Below are 19,754 nucleotides of genomic sequence, written 5' to 3'. Positions count from 1 at the left end.
GCTGGCGCCACAGTCTGCCGACGCAGCAAGGGAGCCGTGTCACCGTGTCCATACCCCGCAGAGCACTTGTCACCGCCGCCGTCGCCCTCGTCCTGCCGCTCAGCGCGTGCGGCTCCGGTGACAGCGGTGGATCGACGGACGCCTCCGGCAAGGTCGAGGGTGACATCACCTTCCAGACCTGGAATCTGAGGGCCAACTTCAAGGCCTACTTCGAGGGGGTGATCGTCGACTTCGAGAAGAAGTACCCGGGAACCCACGTGAAGTGGATCGACCAGCCCGCCGAGGGGTACGCCGACAAGATCAGCGCGGACGCGGCGGGCGGCACCCTGCCCGACGTCGTCAACGTCTCGCCGGACCTCGTCGCCCCGCTCGCCAAGGCGGGCCTCGCCCTCGACCTCGACAAGTCGGCCGCCCAGTACGAGAAGGAGTATCTGGCCGGTGCCTGGGCCAGTCACCGGATCCCGGGCATGACCGGCACGTACGCCTTTCCCTGGTACCTCAACACCGGCCCGCTGTTCTACAACAAGTCGCTCTTCAAGGAGGCCGGCCTCGACGCGGCCCAGCCGCCGACGACGTACGACGAACTCTTCTCGGAAGCCCTCCAGTTGGCGAAGAAGAGCGACGGCAAGGTCGCCACCCTCGCCAACGTGCCCACCGTCGAGGACTTCGGCCGCTACGGCGTCGAGCTGATGAACAAGGCGGGCACCGCGTTCTCCTTCAACGATGCCAAGGGAATCGAACTCCTCACCAAGTACAAGGAGTTGTACGACGCCAAGGCACTCGACGCGCAGGCGCTGACCGCCACCCCGGAGTCGTCCGGAAGGAAGTTCCTGACCGGCGCCGTCGCCATGAACCCGGGCAGTGCCCTGGACCTCGGCAACTTCAAGAAGCAGGCGCCGAACCTCTACAGGAACATCGGCATCACGGACCAGATCACCAGCACCGGCAAGGTGAACATGTACGTGATGGGCGTGATGGTCAACTCGCGCACCAAGCAGACCCCGGCCGCGGTCGCCTTCGCGCACTACGTCACCGACGCGCGGAACCAGATGTCCTTCGCCAAGAAGGTCGCGATCTTCCCGAGCACGGCGGGGTCTTTGGGCGACCCGTATTTCACCCAGGAGGACGGCACCGACGAGACGCGCGTGCGGATCGCCGCTGCCAAGTCACTGAAGAACGCGGTCAATTACACGCCGGTCCTGTTCAGCGAGCAGATGAAGACCGCGCTGCGCAACGAGGTCGCCAAGGCGCTCCAGGGCAAGGAGAGCCCCAAGACGGCTCTTGACAACGCTGTCAAGACCTGTGACACGCTGCTTCGGCAGCAGGGCTGAGCGGACATGGCGAGTTCTTCCAGCACCGCGCGGGAACCCGGGCCCCAGACCCGGGAGCCCCGGCCTCGCACCCGGGAACGGCGGGCCCTTGTCCCGGGGCGACGGGCGGACGCCGGGGGGCGACGGTCCGATACCCGAGTGCGGCGCCAACTGGTCAGCAGCCCCTGGCTGTTCGCGGCTCCAGGGCTTCTGGTCGTGGCCGTCTTCATCCTGTATCCGTTCGTGTCGACGGTGATCAACTCCTTCACCGACCGCCGCACCCTGATCCCCGGCGAGTTCGTCGGCCTGGCCAACTTCCGGGAGCTGCTGCACGACGAGATGTTCTGGACCGGGCTGCGCAACAGCACGCTGTACGTCCTCGGGGTCGTCCCCGCGCTCGTCCTGCTGCCGCTGCTGCTCGCCCTCCTCGTCCAGAAGAACATCCCCGGCATCACCTTCTTCCGGTCGGCCTTCTACACCCCGGTCGTCGCGTCGATCGTCGTGGTCGGGCTCATCTGGGTGTGGCTCCTCGACGAACGCGGCCTGGTGAACTCGCTGCTGGAGGCGATCGGGATCGGCAAGGTCGGCTTCCTCAGCGACCAGTGGCTGCTCCTGCTCAGTGCCATGGCCGTCACGGTCTGGAAGGGCCTCGGCTACTACATGATCATTTACCTGGCCGCGCTCGCGAACGTGCCCCGCGAACTGCACGAGGCCGCCTCGGTGGACGGCGCGGGCGCGGTGCGCCGCTTCCTCACGGTCACCGTGCCCGCCGTCCGCTCCACCATGGTGCTGGTCGCCGCGCTGTCCTCGGTCGCCGCCTTCAAGGTGTTCTCCGAGGTGTACCTGATGGCGGGCCCGGACGGCGGTCCGGCGGGCGAGGACACCACCCTCGTCATGCTCGTCCAGCGCACCGGCACCGGACTGACCGGCCGGGTCGGCTACGCGTCCGCCCTCTCGGTGGTCGTCTTCGTCGTCACCGTCGCGCTCATGCTGCTCGTGCTGCGCGCCGACCGGAAGGAGGACGCGTGAGCGTGCTGGAGAAGGTACGTCCCGTCGAGCGGCGGCCGGAGACGGAACGCCACCCGCGCCGCCGCGGTGTCACCGACGAACACGGACGCCGCATCCGCGCCTGGGAACTCGCCCTGCGCTACCTGCTGTTGCTCGGTGTCCTCGCGCTCACCGTCGGCCCCTTCCTGTGGCAGCTGTCCACCTCGCTCAAGGGGCCGACCGAGGACATCTTCAGCTCGCCGCCGAAGTTCCTCCCCGGCAGTCCGAGCCTGCACAACTACGAGCGGGTCGCCGACACCATCCCGGTGTGGGACTTCGCTCTCAACTCGCTGAAAGTCGCGGGCGCCAATGTCGTCACCAACTGCGTGGGCTCGGCACTCGCGGGCTACGCCCTGGCCCGGCTGCGCTACCGGGGCCGGCGCGTGGCCACTCTCGTCTTCATCCTCGCCATGCTGGTCCCCGTCGAGGGCATCATCATCGCCCAGTTCACCACCATGCGTGAGCTCGGCCTGAACAACACGCTCATCGGGGTCGTCCTGCCCGGCTGCGTCGGCGCGATGAACGTTCTGCTGATGCGCAACGCCTTCCTCGGCCTCCCCTACGAGATCGAGGAGGCGGCCTTCGTCGACGGGGCCAACGCCTGGCAGCGGTTCCTGCGGATCGCGCTGCCCTCGGTGCGGGGCACCCTCGCCGTCGTCGCGATCTTCGCCTTCATGGGCGCCTGGGACGACTTCCTGTGGCCGCTCATCGTGCTCAGCGATCCCTCGAAGTTCACCCTGACCATCGGACTCAACTACCTGCACGGCACCTTCGCCAACGACGAACGGCTCGTCGCCGCGGGCACGATCATCGCCGTGGCGCCGCTGATCGCCCTCTTCGCCTGTCTCCAGCGGTACTTCTTCCGCGGGGTGGGCGAGGGAGCCGTGAAGGGCTGACGCCGGCGGGCGGTTCGCCGCCGGCCCGTGCCTGCGTACTCCCTCATACCGCAGGCCCGTGCCTGCGACCCGCTGTACTCCGCACCCCCGCATCCCCGTACGACCGCACCCCTGCTCCCCACACTTCGTGCTCCCCCGCACCCCCGTACTCCGCACCCCCGTTCTTCCGATTCGCAAGGATCCCGAATGCCCTCTGCCGTGCGCTTCGGCGTCAACTACACCCCGAGTTCCGGGTGGTTCCACCACTGGCTCGACTTCGACCCGGACTCCGTACGCGCCGATCTCGACTCCATCGCCGCGCTCGGCCTGGACCACATCCGGGTCTTCCCGCTGTGGCCCTACTTCCAGCCCAACCGGACGCTGATCCGTCCGCGGGCCGTCGAGCAGCTCGTCTCGCTCGCCGACGCGGCCGCAGAGCGGGGACTCGACGTCGATGTGGACGGTCTGCAAGGACATCTGTCGAGCTTCGACTTCCTGCCGGCCTGGACGCAGACCTGGCACCGGCGGAACATCTTCACCGATCCTGACGTGGTCGCGGGAGAGGCCGAGTACCTGCGGACCCTGGCCGCGGCCCTCGCCGACCGGCCGAACTTCATCGGGATGACGATCGGCAACGAGGTCAATCAGTTCGCGGCCGGACCGCACCCCGACCCCGACCGCATCACCGCCGCCCAGGCCGAGCGGTGGCTCGCGCGTCTGCTGGCCGCCTGCGAGGAGGGTGCCCCGGGCAGGACGCATCTGCACGCCTCGTACGACGCCGCCTGGTACCAGGACGACCAGCCGTTCACGCCGGAGCACTCCGCGCGGCTCGGCGCGATGACCGCCGTGCACTCGTGGGTGTTCAACGGGACGGCACAGCGCCACGGCCGCAGTGGCACCGCCACCGAGTACCACGCCGCCTACCTGATCGAGCTGTCCAAGGCCTGGGCCGACGACCCGCACCGGCCGGTCTGGCTCCAGGAGGTCGGCGCGCCCGCTCCGCTGATCCCCGCCGAGCACGCGGCCGCCTTCACCGAGGCGACCGTGGCGGCCGCCCTGGACTGCCCCGATCTGTGGGGCGTGACCTGGTGGTGCTCGCACGACGTCAGCCGCGACCTCGCCGATTTCCCCGAACTCGAATACAGCCTCGGCCTGTTGACCAACGACCGGCAGACCAAGCCGGCCGGGGAGAGCATCGCGAGGATCGTCAAGGAGGGCCGCCCGGACGTACCCGCCCCGCGCACAACCGCGCTGGTCGTCGACACCACGCCGGGCCGTTCGGTCTGCGCGCCGGGCGGCCCCGTCTTCGAGGCCTTCGCCCGGCTGACCGCCGACGGCGTCCGCCCCACCACCGTCCTCGCGAGCCGCGCGGCCGACAAGGAACATCTCGCCGCCCGCGGCATCACCGAGGTCGTCACACCGGGTCAGGTCACCGCATGACCCCAAACACCGGGCTCCGCCGCCGAGCGATTCACCGCATGACCCCAAGACCGGGGCCGTACCGGCGATTCGCCGTATGACCCCAACTCCGGGGCCGTACCGGCGATTCGCCGTACGACCTCAGCGCCGTAGACCGTCCCCCAACGATACGGAGCACATCGTGAACCTCAGCAGACGTACAGTCCTGCTCGCCGGAGCCGGCGCCGCCGCCGGACTCCTCCCGGGCCCGCTGGGCAGGGCCGCGGCCGCCACCCGCGACCTCCAGCCCTACGCCTCGTACTGGTACCCCGACTCGCTGCCCTCGGGCACGCCGGGCGCCGGCATCACCTGGCGCGGTCTGAAGGCGTGGAGCGCCGACAGCGACACGGACCTGGCCTTCAACGCCGCCACCGTTCCGCTCGCCACGCGCTTCACCCCGGTCCCCGCGAACACCACGGCCCGCTCCGGCCAGGCCCGCGTCCAGTCCCTGGTCTCGTTCGGCCCCACGTCGGGCAACCCCGCCCAGGGCGCGGCCACCGCCGACTACTACGCGCTCACCCACTGGTCGTACGTCGACGAGCTCGTCTTCTGGGGAGGCTCGTCGGGTGAGGGACTGATCCTCGCGCCGAACGCGCCGATCGTGGACGCCGCCCACCGCCACGGTGTACCCGTCCTCGGCAATGTGTTCCTGCCGCCCGTCGCCTACGGCGGCCGACTGCAGTGGACCCGCGACCTGGTGCAGAAGGACTCCGCCGGGCACTTCCCGCTCGCCGCGCAACTCGTCGCGGTGGCCGCCGCGTACGGTTTCGACGGCTGGTTCCTCAACGCCGAGACCGGCGGCGGCAACACCGCGCTCGCCACCGACATGCTCGGCTTCGTGCGCGAACTGAGGGCGCTCGGCGCGGCCGAGGGGCAGCGCGTCACCTGGTACGACGCGATGACCGTCAACGGCACGGTGAGCTGGCAGGGGGCCTTGAACAACCAGAACAAGACGTTCTTCCAGGCCGCCGACTCCATGTTCCTCGACTTCCGCTGGTCCCGGAGCAGCCTCGCCACCTCCGGGACGACCGCACAGCAACTCGGCCGCGACCGCTACGAGTTGTGGGCCGGCATCGACGTCGAGGCGAACGGCACGAACGCCTCCGTGAACTGGGACGCCATCGTGCCGGCCGGCGCGCCGCACATCACCTCCATCGGCTTCTACCGGCCGGAGTGGACCCGCAACCACCTCCCCGCGAGCCGCACACCCGGTGACTTCCACGCCGCCGACGACGCGTTCTGGACCGGCGCCTCCCTCGACCCCGCCGCACCCGACCCGACGGCGAAATGGCGCGCCCCCGCCGTCTTTGTCGCCGACCGCTCCACCGTCACCTCCGTCCCCTTCGCGACCGTCTTCAACACCGGCCACGGCCTGAAGTGGTACGAGGACGGCAGCGCGACCTCGGACGCCGCCTGGAACCACCTCGGTCTCCAGGATCGGCTGCCCTCGCGCCGCTGGGTGGTCCGGACCACCGGCCGACGCCCCACCGTCACCTTCGACTTCGCCGAAGCCTGGCGCGGCGGCAGCAGCCTCCTCGTCTCCGGTGATCTCGACGCACCGGCCACCGTGGACCTGTACGCGACGCGGCTCCCGCTCGGCCCGGACACGGTCGTCGAGCTGACCCACCGCACCGACGCGGGCGAGGTGTCCCTGGAACTCGCCGTCGCCACGGCCGACCCCGACGCGGCCGGCGGGGCGCCCCCGTACACGTATGTCCCGCTGCCGTCGGTCGACGGTCCGACGTCGGGCGAAGGCTGGCAGACCACCACCGTGCCGCTCGGCGGGCTGTCCGGGACCGTACGGGCCCTGGGTGTCCGGCTGACCGGGGCCGGAGCCCCGGTGCGCTGGCGGCTCGGCGCCCTCGCCGTCCGGGACACGGCCGTGACCCCCGCCGCGCCCACCGGCCTGCGCGTCACCGACGCCGACGGCGGCACCCTGCGCCTCGCCTGGGAGGCCGCCCCCGGCCCGGCCGGGGACGCGACGGCGGGCGCCGTCCGTCACTACGAGCTGTACCGGATCCTGCCCGACGGCACGCGCCGCTTTCTCGGCGGAACCTGCCAGAGCGCCTTCTGCGTCGGCGGTCTCGCCCCCGAGCAGGGCGAGGCGGCCGCGGTGTTCGAACTGCGTTCGGTGGGGGAGCTGTTCACCGTCTCGACCCCCGCGACGACCACCCGCACCTGGTAGCCCACATCCTCCCCCTCACCCCACGGAGTACTCGCATGCATGACGACCGCACGCTGGTCGAGGCCCGCCTCAAGCGCGTCCTGGACGAACGCATCCGTCCGGCCGTGTACCCCGAGTCCGCACCGCTGGACGTGGCCGTGTGGAACGCGCCGGACGAGCCCGTCCCGGTCGCCGAAGGGCTCGCCGCCACGCCGGAACCGATCGCGGTCGGCGCGCGCTGGGGAGCTCCGTGGGGCACCAGCTGGTTCCGGGTCACCGGCACCGTCCCCGAGGCATGGGCCGGCCGGACGGTCGAGGCGCTGCTCGACCTCGGCTTCGACGAGAACATGCCAGGCTTCCAGTGCGAGGGCCTCGTCCACCGGCCCGACGGCACCCCCGTGAAGGGCCTCAACCCGCGCAACCAGTGGGTCCGGATCGGTGCCCCGGTCGAGGGCGGCGAGCGGGTCCAGCTGCACATCGAGGCCGCCTCCAACCCGGTGATCCTCGACTACCACCCCTTCCTGCCCACCCGGTTGGGCGACAAGGAGACGGCGGGCAGCGAGCCGCAGTACCGGCTGGAGCGGATGGATCTCGCCGTCTTCGACGAGACGGTGTGGCAGCTCGTCAACGACCTGGAGGTCCTCGGCGAGCTGATGGCGGAGCTTCCGGTGGAGTCCGCGCGGCGCTGGGACATCCTGCGCGCGGTGGAACGGGCGCTGGACGCGGTGGACCTCCAGGACGTCAACAGCACGGCGGAAGCGGCGCGTTCACAGCTCCGGGACGTCCTGGCGGCGCCCGCCGCGCCGTCGGCGCACCGGATCAGCGCCGTCGGGCACGCGCACATCGACTCGGCCTGGCTGTGGCCGCTGCGCGAGACCGTCCGCAAGGTGGCCCGCACGACCTCCAACATGACCGCGCTCCTGGAGGAGGAACCCGACTTCGTCTTCGTCATGTCCCAGGCCCAGCAGTGGGCGTGGGTGCGGGACCACCGGCCCGAGGTGTGGGCCCGGGTGAAGAAGGCGGTCGCCGACGGGCGGTTCGTGCCCGCCGGAGGCATGTGGGTCGAGTCGGACACCAACATGCCCGGCTCGGAGGCGATGGCCCGTCAGTTCGTGCACGGGAAGCGGTTCTTCCTCGACGAGTTCGGCATCGAGAACGACGAGGCCTGGCTGCCCGACACCTTCGGCTTCGCCGCCGGCCTGCCGCAGATCATCAAGGCGGCCGGCTCCAAGTGGCTGCTGACACAAAAGATCTCGTGGTCGCAGACCAACAAGTTCCCGCACCACACCTTCCGCTGGGAGGGCATCGACGGCACCCGCATCTTCACGCACTTCCCGCCCGTCGACACCTACAACTGCTCGATGAAGGGCGGCGAGATCGCCCACGCGGCGAACAACTTCAAGGACAAGGGCGTCGCCCGGCACTCCCTCGCCCCCACCGGCTGGGGCGACGGAGGCGGCGGCACCACACGCGAGATGGTCGCCAAGGCGGCCCGGCTCCGCGACCTCGAAGGCTCCGCGACCGTGGTCTGGGAGACCCCCGAGGAGTTCTTCAGGAAGGCCGAGGCCGAATACCCCGACGCCCCCGTGTGGGTCGGCGAGCTGTACCTGGAACTGCACCGCGCCACCCTCACCAGCCAGGCGAGGACCAAGCAGGGCAACCGGCGCAGCGAGCACCTGCTCCGGGAGGCCGAGCTCTGGGCGACGACCGCCGCCGTACGGACCGGATTCCCCTACCCGTACGAGGAGTTGGACCGGCTGTGGAAGACGGTGCTGCTCCACCAGTTCCACGACATCCTGCCCGGTTCGTCCATCGCCTGGGTGCACCGGGAGGCCCGCCGCACCTACGAGCGGGTCGCCGAGGAGCTGGGCGCCGTCATCGACGCCGCGCAGCGCGCACTGGCCGGTGACGGCTCCACGACGCTGGTGTTCAACTCGGCCCCGCACAGCAGGGACGGGGTCCCGGCGGGCGGCGGCGCCGCGCCGCGCGTCGACGGCGAGGTTCGACACGCCTCGCGCCCGAACGGCGGCCACGTCCTCGACAACGGCCTGCTGCGCGTGGAGATCGACGAGCGGGGGCTCGTGGTCTCGGCGTACGACCTCGATGCGGACCGCGAGTCGGTCGCGCCCGGCCGGGCCGCCAACCTGCTCCAGATCCACCCCGACTTCCCGAACATGTGGGACGCCTGGGACGTCGACGAGTTCTACCGCAACACGGTCACCGACCTGGTCGACGTGGACGAGATCGCGCCCGCCGAGGACGGCACGTCGGTCCGGATCGTACGGTCCTTCGGGGCGTCGAGGGTCACCCAGGTGCTGTCGCTGAGCCCCGGGGAGTGCCGGCTCGGTATCGACACCGAGGTGGACTGGCACGAGACCGAGAAGTTCCTGAAGCTCGCCTTCCCGCTCGACGTGCACGCCGAACGGTACGCGTCCGAGACCCAGTTCGGGCACTTCCACCGGCCCACGCACACCAACACCTCATGGGAGTCCGCCAAGTTCGAGGCGTGCAACCATCGCTTCGTGCACATCGAGGAGCCGGGATGGGGCGTCGCCCTGGTCAACGACTCGACGTACGGCCATGACGTCACCCGCACCGTGCGCGACAGCGACTCCGGTACGACCACCACCGTGCGTGTCTCGCTGCTGCGTGCTCCGCGCTTCCCCGACCCCGAGACCGACCAGGGGACGCACCGCTTCCGGCACGCGCTGGTGCCGGGCGCCGCCATCGGGGACGCGGTGCGCGAGGGCTGGCGGATCAACCTGCCCGAGCGGCGGGTCATGGGTGCGCGGGAGGTCGCGCCGCTGGTCGGCGTGGACCAGGACGCGGTCGTCGTGACGGCGGTCAAACTGGCCGACGACAGGAGCGGCGATGTGGTCGTCCGCTTCCACGAGTCCCGGGGAGGCCGTACGAGGGCCACCCTGACGGCCGGGTTCACGGTCGGGGACGTCACCGTGACGGACCTGCTGGAGCGACCGCTCCCGGACGTTCCGTCCCCGACCCGGGAGGGTGACCGGATCAGCCTGCGGCTGCGCCCGTTCGAGCTGGTGACCCTGCGGCTCAAGCGGGCCTGACGCCGGGCCGGGGGCGGCCGCGGTCCCGGCTCGAGCCGCTACGGTTCGCGCCGGGACCGCAGCCACCGCTCGACCTCGCCGACATGCGCGGCCGCCGCCGCCCGTGCCGCCTCCGGGTCCCGGGCCACCAACGCGCGGTGGATCGCGGCGTGTTCGCGCCGGGTGCGCTCGAAGGCGCCCTCCTCCTGGTCGCCGCGCCGGACGCGGGCACGGAACGTGCGCGAGGAGAGGCCGTCCAGGACGGCGGTCATGGTCTCGTTGCCCGCGGAGGCCACGATCGCGCGGTGGAAGGCCAGATCGTGGGCGAGGATCTGCTCCGGATCGTCCGTCGCGTTCATCGCGGTCAGATGCTTCTCCACCTCGGCGAGCCGGTCCGGGGTGATCCGGGCGGCGGCCATCGAGGTCGCCGTCGACTCCAGGATGCGGCGCAGTTCCAGCAGTTCGACGAGCCGGGGTCCACGGGAGAGGTCGGCCACGACGCCGAAGGTCTCCAGCAGGTCACCGGCCTCCAACCGCGTGACGTAGATGCCCGATCCGTGCCGGGCCTCCAGTACGCCGAGAATCGTCAGTGCCCGGATCGCCTCGCGCATCGAACTGCGCGAGATGCCCAGTCGGGCCGCCAGATCCCGCTCGGCCGGCAGCCGCTGCCCCGGCTCCAGAGAGCCCTCGCGGATCATCGTCTTGATCCGCTCGATGGCGCGCTGTGTGACGGTGCCCTTCGGCGGCGCCGGGCCGTCGCCGTGCGCCGTGGCACCGGGCTCTGTGGCACCGGGCTCTGTGGCACCGGGTGGGGTCTCGTCCACGCCGCGTCCTCCTGTCGCCGGGTGCGCCGCAGTCTAACGACTGGAGTGGTCGGACCACTGTGGGCCGGCGCGGCTGAAAATCGGCAAAATGTGGCATCGAAGGGTGTCCGTACTGCGAAGTGGTCTGATAAATATTCGTCGCGGTCGGTAGCGGGACCTCCGGCCACGCGTCCTGTCCCACAGCGCTCGACAAACGCCCGAGTTCGATCGACTTCGCTCGACAACACCCGACGAGGACCGACCGAAAGGCCTCCCGTGTCCCCGAGCCCCGCCCGTGTCACCGCGGTCGACACCTACGACATCCGCTTTCCCACCTCGCGCGAGCTCGACGGCTCGGACGCGATGAATCCGGACCCCGACTACTCGGCGGCCTACGTCGTCCTGCGCACCGACGCGGCCGACGGGGTCGAGGGGCACGGCTTCAGCTTCACCATCGGGAGGGGCAACGATGTCCAGGTCGCCGCGATCGACGCGCTACGGGGGCACGTGGCCGGACGGTCTCTCGACGAGCTGTGCGCCGACCCGGGCTCCCTCTCCCGGGATCTGGTCGGCGACAGCCAGTTGCGCTGGCTCGGACCCGAGAAGGGCGTGATGCACATGGCGATCGGCGCCGTCGTCAACGCCGTGTGGGATCTGGCCGCCAAACGCGCCCGCAAACCGCTGTGGCAGCTGCTCGCGGACGCCGATCCCCGCTGGCTCGTCGGACAGGTCGACTTCCGCTACATCACGGACGCGCTGACGCCCGAGGAGGCGCTGGAACTGCTGAACCGGGGCCGGGAAGGGGCCGCGGGACGCGCCGCGACCCTGCGCGCACACGGCTATCCCGCGTACACCACCTCGCCCGGCTGGCTCGGCTACAGCGACGAGAAGCTCACCCGCCTCGCCGTCGCGGCGGTCGCCGGGGGATTCCGGCAGATCAAGCTGAAGGTGGGAGCGGATCTCGCGGACGATCTACGCCGCTGCCACGTCGCCCGTGCGGCGGTGGGCCCGGACGTGCGCATCGCGCTCGACGCCAACCAGCGCTGGGACGTGGACGAGGCGATCAGCTGGACCAAGGCGCTCTCCGAGCTCCAGCCGTACTGGATCGAGGAGCCGACCAGCCCCGACGACATCCTCGGTCATGCCGCAGTGCGCGAGGCGGTGGCCCCCGTCAAGGTCGCCACGGGCGAGCACGTGCAGAACAGGATCGTCTTCAAGCAACTCCTCCAGGCCGGCTCCATCGACATTCTCCAGATCGACGCCGCACGCGTCGCAGGTGTCAACGAGAACCTCGCCGTCCTGCTTCTCGCGGCCAAGTTCGGCGTGCCCGTCTGTCCGCACGCCGGGGGCGTGGGCCTGTGCGAACTCGTCCAGCACCTCTCGATGTTCGACTTCGTCGCCCTGTCCGGCACCACCGACGACCGCGTCATCGAGTACGTCGACCATCTGCACGACCACTTCACCGAACCGGTGGTGATCCGCGACGGCCACTACCGGGCACCCACCGCGCCGGGCTTCTCCGCCACCATGCGGCCGGAGTCCATCGCGGAGTTCACCTACCCCGGCGGCGCCTTCTGGGCCGCCGACCTCACTAGGCCGAAAGCCGACGACCGGAAGGGGCACGCCGCATGACGGACCATCAGGACTTCGACGGACTCAGGGCACTGGTGACCGGAGGCGCTTCCGGGATCGGCCGGGCCACCGCCGACCTCCTCGCCGCCCGCGGAGCCCGGGTCGCCGTCCTCGACCTCGATCCCTCGTCCGTCGACAAGCCGCTGACCGGCCACCGCGCCGACGTCACCGACGACGCCTCCGTTCGGGCGGCCGTCGCCGCCGCGGTCGCGGACCTGGGCGGCCTCGACATCCTGGTGAACAACGCGGGCATCGGCGCTCGCGGCACCGTCGAGGACAACGACGACGAGGAATGGCACCGGGTCCTGGACGTCAACGTCCTCGGCGTCGTGCGGACGACCCGCGCCGCCCTGCCCCACCTCCGGGAATCCACACACGCGGCGATCGTGAACACCTGCTCGGTCGCGGCCACCGCGGGCCTGCCCCAGCGGGCGCTGTACTCGGCGTCCAAGGGCGCCGTCCAGGCCCTCACCCTCGCCATGGCCGCCGACCACGTCCGCGAAGGCATCCGCGTCAACTGTGTCAACCCCGGCACGGTGGACACCCCGTGGGTCGGCCGGCTCCTGGACGCCGCTCCCGATCCGGCCGCCGAGCGCGCCGCACTGGAGGCCCGCCAGCCCACCGGCCGCCTGGTGTCGGCGCCCGAAGTCGCGGGCGCCATCGCCTACTTGGCGAGCCCGCTGTCCGGATCCACCACCGGCACCGCACTCGCGGTGGACGGCGGGATGCAGGGGCTGCGACCGCGCCCGGCGGCCCGGTGAACCTCCTCGGCGGGAGCGGCGTCCCCGTCAGCGCGCTGTCCTTCGGTGCCGCCGGCATCGGCAACCTGTTCACCGAGGTCACCGACGAGCAGGCGTACGAGGCGGTCGACGCCGCCTGGACGAGCGGCATCCGCTACTTCGACACCGCCCCGCACTACGGCCTCGGCCTCTCCGAACAGCGCCTGGGTGAGGCCCTGCGCGACCGGCCCCGCGCCGAGTACACCGTCTCGACCAAGGTGGGGCGCCTCCTGGAACCCGTGGAAGCGGGCGGCGACGACTTGGCCGACGGCTTCGCGGTGCCCGCCACGCACCACCGCGTCTGGGACTTCAGCGCCGACGGCGTACGCCGGAGCCTGGACGCCAGCCTCGGACGGCTCGGCCTCGACCGCGTGGACGTCGTCTACCTGCACGACCCCGACGACCACGCCGGGCAGGCCTTCCGTGAGGGTTACCCCGCGCTGGAGAAGCTGCGCTCGCAGGGCGTCGTCGGTGCGATCGGCGCGGGCATGAACCAGACGGACATGCTCACCCGGTTCGTGCGCGAGACGGACGTCGACGTGGTGCTGTGCGCGGGCCGCTACACCCTCCTGGACCAAGGCGCCCTCACCGAACTGCTCCCTGCCGCCCAGGACCGCGGTACCTCCGTCATCATCGGCGGCGCCTTCAACTCCGGCCTGCTGGCGGATCCGCGCCCGGGAGCGACGTACAACTACACCGTGGCGGGAGGCGAGTTGCTGGACCGCGCACTGCGCCTGAAGGAGATCGCCGAGCGGCACGGCACCACCCTGCGCGCCGCCGCCCTCGCCTTCCCGGCCGCCCACCCGGCGGTGGTGAGCGTCCTGGCCGGTGCCCGCTCGGCGGCCGAAGTCCGCGACTGCGCACGGCAGTTCGCTGAGCCCGTGCCCCCGGAATTCTGGCAGGAGCTGCACGCGGAGGGCCTGCTGCCGGTCACCACCCCCCTCCCCGGACGGGAACTGCCGTGACCGTAGACGCTCACCACCACGTCTGGGACCTGTCGGTCCGAGACCAGGACTGGATCACCGGCCCCGAACTCCAGCCCCTGCGACGGAACTTCGGCATGGCGGACCTCGCACCGGAGGCGGACACCGCCGGGGTGGACCGCACCGTCCTCGTCCAGACGGTCACCATGGCCGACGAGACCCCCGAGCTGCTCGCGCTCGCGCAGGAGAGTCCGCTGGTGGCGGCCGTGGTCGGCTGGACGGACCTGACCCGGCCGGACGTCGCCGACGAGCTCGCGCGCCTGCGGGAGATGCCCGGCGGCAGTCATCTCAGGGGCATCCGCCACCAGGTCCAGGGCGAGCGCGACCCCGGCTGGCTGCTGCGCCCGGACGTGCGGCGCGGACTGGCCGCCGTCGCGGACGCGGGGCTCGTCTACGACCTCGTCGTGCGGCCGCACCAACTGCCCGCCTGCGCACGGGCAGCCGCCGAACACCCCGGACTGACCTTCGTGCTGGACCACCTGGGCAAGCCGCCGATCGCCGCCCGCGCCCCGGACCCCTGGGCGGCCGCGGTCCGCGAACTGGCCGCGCTGCCCAACACGGTGTGCAAGCTCTCCGGGATGGTCACCGAGGCGGACCCGGCGCGGTGGACTCCCGATGACCTGCGGCCGTACGCCGACACGGTCCTGGAAGCCTTCGGTCCCGACCGGACGATGTTCGGCTCCGACTGGCCGGTGTGCACGCTCGCCGCGACCTACGGCCAGGTCGTCCGGACGGCCGAGGAGCTGACGTCCGGGCTGGACGAGAGCGAGCGCCACTCCGTCTTCACCGGCACGGCCACTCGCGTGTACGGCGTCTGATCCCCCCTGTCCTCGTTCAGGGGCGGTGTCAGCCGAGGGCAGGGCTGCCGAGGTCGAGCATCAGCCGGTTTCCCCAGTCGTTGGTGAAGACGGCGCTCATGCCCTCGTAGCGCACCTCGACGAACGGGTTGGAGTGGAACATCACGGCGAGCCACCGCAACGAGCGGTCGGCGTCGAGACGGGCGAGGTGGCCGATGTTGCCCATCCCGCCGCCCCCGCCGGACATCCACCCCGTTCCGTCCGGCAGCGGGCTCTCGAAGCACGTGTCCACCTCGTCGACGCCGTGTTCCTCAAGGGCCTGGGCCACGTCGAACGGTCCTCCGACACGGAAGGGAATCGGCTGCCCGGCATCCGGGTGGTACGCCCCCGGACCCTCGACACGCAACTCCGAGCCGGTGTCGTCCGGCCGGTACAGCCCGTCGCGGAGCGGCATCTCCCCGGCCTTCCAGAGCTCTTCGACCATTCCCACAACGCACCCCGTCGTCACTGTCCGGATCGCGGATTCCGGTGCGCGAGTCATCGCTGACACCTCGCCCATCATTGCCGATCACTCGGGGACGACGCCTGCTTCGTGCCGGGAAGCCGGACCGTGACGAGGAGGCCGCCGGCGGGGCAGGGAGCGAGGTCGAGGGTCCCGTCGTGGGCGCGGACGACGCTGTTCACGATGGCCAGGCCGAGGCCGACGCCGGCGTGCTCGTCGGTGCGCAGGCGCTCCGTTCCGCGCTGGAAGGGCTCGGTGAGGGTCGGTACCAGCTCCGGCGGGAGCTGACGGCCCGTGTTCTCGACCCGCAGCACGCTCGTGTCGCCGTCCGCCTCGGTGCGGACCGTCACGGTGCCGCCGACGGGGAGATTGTGGACGATGGCGTTCTGGACGAGGTTCGTCACCATCCGCAGCAGGAGCTCCGCGGAGCCGCTGGTTCGGGCCGCCGCACCGGTGACGTCGAGCGTGATCCGGCGCTGTTCGGCGAGGGGAAGCAGCGTTTCGGCGGCTTCCTCGGCGATGAGGGACAGATCGACGCTCTCGCGGGTGAAGGTCCCGCGGTCGCCGCGGCCGAGCAGCAGGAGGGCCTCGGTGAGGTCGATCGCCCGCGTATTGACCGCGTGCAGGCGTTCGATGAGTTCACCCCGGTCCCGCGTGGGGTCCTTGCGGGCGACGTCGAGGAGCGTCCGCGAGATCGCCAGCGGGGTGCGCAGTTCGTGGGATGCGTTCGCGGCGAACCTCCGCTGCTCGGCGACATGGGACTCGAGTTGTTCGAGCATCGAGTCGAACGCGTCGGAGAGTTCCCGGAATTCGTCCTGGCGGCCCTGCATGCGGATCCGGTGGGACAGCGATCCGTTCCCGGCCATCCGGGCCGCATCCGTGATCTGGGTGAGTGGTGCGAGCATCCGGCCGGCGAGGACCCATCCCCCCAGGAGGCCGAACACGAGCAGGAAGACCATCGCCACGGCCGCGGCGGGGGCGAAGCCGCGCAGGAGGTCGGAGCGGCTGGGCCCGACGATGACCACGGCACCGAACGTCTTCTGGAGGGATCTGGGGTCGTTGTCCGGTAGCCAGCGCAGCGCGAACACCCACACGACGGCCAGCAGGAGAGTGCCCGCGACGAAGAGGAATCCGGCGTAGCTGAGGGTGAGCTTCAGCCGGGCGCTGCGCCCTGGGCGTCTATTCATGAGCGCCGCCGGAGTGGGTGCTGTCCATGCCGGTGTCGATCCGGTAGCCGACGCCGGGCACCGTGGCGATGAGCCATGGTTCGCCGAGTCGTTTGCGCAGTGCGGAGACGGTGATGCGCACGGCGTTGGTGAGGGGGTCGGCGTTCTCGTCCCAGGCCCGTTCCAGCAGCTCTTCGGCGCTGACGACCCCGCCCTCGGCGGCGACGAGGACTTCGAGGACGGCGAACTGCTTACGCGTCAGCGCGACGTAGTGTCCGTCGCGGAAGACCTCCCGACGGAAGGCGTCCAGCCGGAGGCCCGCGATCTCCCTGACCGGCGGCCGGGAGTGCGCGCGCCTGCGGTCGAGCGCCCGCAGCCGCATGACGAGCTCCTGGAGCTCGAACGGCTTGGTGAGATAGTCGTCGGCGCCGAGCCCGAAGCCGGAAGCCTTGTCCTCGATCCGGTCGGCAGCGGTGAGCATGAGGATCGGGATGCCGCTGCCGGAGGCGACGATACGCCGGGCGACCTCGTCGCCGGAGGGGCCGGGGATGTCGCGGTCGAGGACCGCGAGGTCGTAGAAGTTGACGCTGAGCAGTTCCAGGGCGGAGTCGCCGTCGCCGGCGATGTCGGCGGCGATCGCCTCCAGCCGCAGACCGTCACGGACGGCTTCCGCCAGGTAGGGCTCGTCCTCCACGATCAGTACGCGCATGCCTGAAGCCTAAGCAGCGCACCATATCGCCGACGTATGCAAGACATGCGCGCACCGGACACGCGACTCAGCCTGCCGGTGTCAGCGCGGGGCGAGGCCGGTCCGAGGGCGCTTGCGCCGTGGTGCGCCACCAGCGGCGCGACGCCAGCGCGGCCAGCGCGGCGCCGACGGTGTTGACCAGTACGTCGTCCACGGAGGACACCCGGTCCAGCCACAGGACGTACTGTGCGGTTTCGACCAGGACCGAGCAGCCCACCCCGAGGGCCAGGATCCGCGGCACGGACGCCGCCGCCGCGAACCGCATCGGGGCGAAGAACCCCAGCGCCGCGAAGACCAGCAGGTTGCCGGCGATCCCGAGCGGCCCCATCGTGACCAGGTCCCGCAGCGGTACCAGGCTCACCCGACGTGGAGCGGTGCCGGGCCCGGCGCCGGGCATCATGGTCAGCCACAGGAACGGCACCGTCCCGTGGACCATGCCCACCTCGGCCAGCGACATCCGCCACGGCGACGTGACGCCGGCGGCCCGCCGACGGTGCGCCAGGGCCCACACCACCAGCGCGGCCAACGGCAGCGTGACCAACGTCATGAGCACCACACCGTTGAACGTGTCGAAGCAGCCGTGCCACCGCCCGGCCATGCATCTCGGAGCGGACATCATGAGCGGCCGCCGCACGACGAACGCGGCGCTCGCCACGCCGAGGATCGCCAGGCCGAGAAGCACGATCCCGCGCGTACGGCGGAGCGGCGCCGACAGGGATGGGTTGCGGTTCATGCCCACATTGGAGACCGAGGGCCGTTGCGGTGGCGTATGCGATTTTCGATACGCCCGCGATATACGGAATCCACGGCATCACGGAGTCCTCGGCATCACGGAGTTCCCGGCAGCAAGGAACCGGCGCAGGCAGGCAGTGAGGCACACCGGTTACGAGGCAGCCCTCAGTACGGAATCCGCCGCTCGCCCGCGCCTTCCAGCCGTGTCGGCGGGAGGAAGTCGCGCACGTACGTCCGATGCCAGCACGCGCCGGTCTCGCGCAGTTCGCGCCAGGTCGTGTACCGGTAGCGGAAGAGGCGGACGCGGATGTAGCGGGGCGGCGCGTCGGCGGGGAACGGGGAGCGGCGCAGCAGCCGCAGGGTGTCACGGTCGTTCTCCAGGAGCCGTTCCACCAATGCCGAGAACCATGTTCCGGCGTATCCGGGAGAGAGCGCCACGAACCACATCAGCCAGTCGAGCCGCAGGTGGTACGGCGCGAACTGGCGTGGCCAGTACCGCGGATCGCCCGGCTTTCCCTTGAACTCGTACTCCCGCCAGTCCGCGTCCTCGCGCGGCACCTCGTCCGCGGTGCCCTCGACGATCACCTCGTGACGCACCCGGCTGACGCTGCCGAACGCCCCGTAGGTGTTGACCAAGTGGAGCGGGTCGAAGGAGCGGTTCATGACCTGGCGCGGGGAGATCAGATTGCGTGCCGGACGGTAGCTCAGGGCCAGCAGGCCGGCGGCCACCACGAGGACGACCACCTCGTACCAGAGCGGCGCGGCGGCGACATGCGGCGCGGTGGTGGGGAGCTCGGTCACGCTCAGGGCGAGCACGATCGTCGTCCAGTTCAGCCAGGAGAAGTTGCCGGACAGGACCAGCCACAACTGGGTCAGGATCATCAGCGAGGCCGCCGCCGTCGCGACCGGCTGCGGGGTGAACAGCAGCACGGGCAGCACGAGTTGGGTGAAGTGGTTCGCGGCCACCTCGGCACGGTGGAACGGCTTGGGGAGATGGTGGAAGAACCAGCTCAGCGGACCCGGCATCGGCTGGGTCTCGTGGTGGAAATAGAGGCAGGTCAGCTTCCGCCAGCAGGCGTCGCCCCGCATCTTGATCAGCCCTGCGCCGAACTCGACGCGGAACAGCACCCAGCGCATGAGGAACAGCACCACGACCGGCGGCGCCACCTCGTCGTTGCCGAGGAAGACCGCGAGGAAGCCCACCTCCAGGAGCAGGGACTCCCAGCCGAACGAGTACCAGGTCTGGCCGACATTGACGATCGACAGATACAGGGCCCAGGGGACCAGCCACAACAGCATCGCGCCCCAGAGCGGCAGCCGCCCGTCGAGGCCGGCGACCAGCGCGACCGACACCGCGCAGCCCGTCCAGCACCAGGCCGCGAAGAAGCGGTCCGAGTAGCGCAGATGGAACACGCTCGGCGCGTCACGGAACGCGACCCGCCGCACGAAGCGCGGCACCGGCAGCATCCCGCGCTCCCCGATCAGCGCGCGGAACTGCAGGGCCGCGCCCAGGAACGCGACGATATACAGCACGGCCAGCGCCCGCTGGAAGACCAGCCGGCTCAGCCAGTAGTCGGGTGCGACGAACCACTCCATGGCGCGTGCTCCTCTCCCCTCCATTGTGACGCTGGGTGACCGATCTCCGCTTGCGTGCGCCAAGAGGGTGACGCAGAGAATGGTGCACGAATTGCCCGGGACGAACGGG

General features: G+C 70.8%; 16 protein-coding genes. 10 read left to right on the top strand and 6 right to left on the bottom strand.

Annotation, left to right across the window (positions count from 1 at the left end):
• Positions 1-44: 44 nt before the first annotated feature.
• From N4G66_RS25970 to N4G66_RS25945, 6 genes are all read left to right on the top strand, one after another.
• Positions 45-1,331: an ABC transporter substrate-binding protein gene (locus N4G66_RS25970; protein WP_261706611.1), complete on the top strand. Its 1,287-nt coding sequence runs from the start codon at positions 45-47 to the stop codon at positions 1,329-1,331.
• A gap of 6 nt (positions 1,332-1,337) precedes the next feature.
• Entirely contained in the window at positions 1,338-2,339 is a 1,002-nt protein-coding gene (locus N4G66_RS25965) for a carbohydrate ABC transporter permease (RefSeq protein ID WP_261706610.1), read from the top strand.
• Entirely contained in the window at positions 2,336-3,253 is a 918-nt protein-coding gene (locus tag N4G66_RS25960; protein ID WP_261706609.1) for a carbohydrate ABC transporter permease, read from the top strand. Before N4G66_RS25965 ends, N4G66_RS25960 begins: the two co-directional genes overlap by 4 nt.
• A gap of 186 nt (positions 3,254-3,439) precedes the next feature.
• Positions 3,440-4,672 carry a glycoside hydrolase 5 family protein gene (locus N4G66_RS25955; RefSeq protein ID WP_261706608.1) on the top strand — a complete coding sequence of 411 codons (1,233 nt, stop codon included), beginning with the start codon at positions 3,440-3,442 and terminating at the stop codon, positions 4,670-4,672.
• A 160-nt stretch (positions 4,673-4,832) separates the two neighbouring features.
• Positions 4,833-6,875, top strand: a complete 2,043-nt coding sequence (locus N4G66_RS25950; protein WP_261706607.1) for an endo-beta-N-acetylglucosaminidase — start codon at positions 4,833-4,835, stop codon at positions 6,873-6,875.
• Positions 6,876-6,910: 35 nt separating this feature from the next.
• Entirely contained in the window at positions 6,911-9,928 is a 3,018-nt protein-coding gene (locus N4G66_RS25945; protein ID WP_261706606.1) for an alpha-mannosidase, read from the top strand.
• A 38-nt stretch (positions 9,929-9,966) separates the two neighbouring features.
• On the opposite strand, the gene N4G66_RS25940 is transcribed toward N4G66_RS25945, so the two are convergent.
• A complete protein-coding gene (locus tag N4G66_RS25940; protein ID WP_261706662.1) occupies positions 9,967-10,623 on the bottom strand; it encodes a FadR/GntR family transcriptional regulator in 657 nt (218 codons plus the stop codon).
• 363 nt (positions 10,624-10,986) lie between these two features.
• On the opposite strand from N4G66_RS25940, the gene N4G66_RS25935 reads away from it, so the two are divergent.
• Genes N4G66_RS25935 through N4G66_RS25920 form a run of 4 tightly spaced genes read left to right on the top strand, consistent with a single transcriptional unit; the run spans position 10,987 to position 14,922 of the window.
• A complete protein-coding gene (locus N4G66_RS25935) occupies positions 10,987-12,342 on the top strand; it encodes an L-fuconate dehydratase (protein ID WP_261706605.1) in 1,356 nt (451 codons plus the stop codon).
• Complete coding sequence (locus N4G66_RS25930) at positions 12,339-13,103, top strand: SDR family NAD(P)-dependent oxidoreductase (protein ID WP_261706604.1); 765 nt, start codon at positions 12,339-12,341, stop codon at positions 13,101-13,103. Before N4G66_RS25935 ends, N4G66_RS25930 begins: the two co-directional genes overlap by 4 nt.
• Positions 13,100-14,086, top strand: coding sequence for an aldo/keto reductase (locus tag N4G66_RS25925; RefSeq protein ID WP_261706603.1), 987 nt, complete (start codon positions 13,100-13,102; stop codon positions 14,084-14,086). Before N4G66_RS25930 ends, N4G66_RS25925 begins: the two co-directional genes overlap by 4 nt.
• A complete protein-coding gene (locus tag N4G66_RS25920; RefSeq protein WP_261706602.1) occupies positions 14,083-14,922 on the top strand; it encodes an amidohydrolase family protein in 840 nt (279 codons plus the stop codon). Before N4G66_RS25925 ends, N4G66_RS25920 begins: the two co-directional genes overlap by 4 nt.
• 28 nt (positions 14,923-14,950) lie before the next feature.
• Here N4G66_RS25920 and N4G66_RS25915 read toward each other — a convergent pair whose 3' ends face one another.
• The 5 genes from N4G66_RS25915 to N4G66_RS25895 all read right to left on the bottom strand — a co-directional run bounded on the left by N4G66_RS25915 (position 14,951) and on the right by N4G66_RS25895 (position 19,645).
• Positions 14,951-15,385: a hypothetical protein gene (locus tag N4G66_RS25915; protein ID WP_261706601.1), complete on the bottom strand. Its 435-nt coding sequence runs from the start codon at positions 15,383-15,385 to the stop codon at positions 14,951-14,953.
• Between the two features lie 74 nt (positions 15,386-15,459).
• On the bottom strand, positions 15,460-16,590 hold the full coding sequence (locus N4G66_RS25910) for a sensor histidine kinase (RefSeq protein ID WP_261706600.1): 1,131 nt from the start codon (positions 16,588-16,590) through the stop codon (positions 15,460-15,462).
• The gene (locus tag N4G66_RS25905; protein WP_261706599.1) at positions 16,583-17,278 is read right to left on the bottom strand and encodes a response regulator transcription factor; all 696 of its coding nucleotides are present in this window, start codon (positions 17,276-17,278) and stop codon (positions 16,583-16,585) included. The genes N4G66_RS25910 and N4G66_RS25905 overlap by 8 nt, the downstream gene beginning before the upstream one ends.
• Positions 17,279-17,345: 67 nt before the next feature.
• Complete coding sequence (locus tag N4G66_RS25900) at positions 17,346-18,050, bottom strand: VanZ family protein (protein ID WP_261706598.1); 705 nt, start codon at positions 18,048-18,050, stop codon at positions 17,346-17,348.
• Between the two features lie 164 nt (positions 18,051-18,214).
• Entirely contained in the window at positions 18,215-19,645 is a 1,431-nt protein-coding gene (locus N4G66_RS25895) for a lipase maturation factor family protein (RefSeq protein WP_261706597.1), read from the bottom strand.
• Positions 19,646-19,754: the final 109 nt, after the last annotated feature.

This window comes from Streptomyces rhizosphaerihabitans (assembly GCF_025399795.1).
Classification (GTDB): Bacteria; Actinomycetota; Actinomycetes; order Streptomycetales; family Streptomycetaceae; genus Streptomyces; species Streptomyces rhizosphaerihabitans.
The sequence above is the reverse complement of the archived record's forward strand: the minus strand, read 5'-3'. Positions and strand labels throughout refer to the sequence as shown.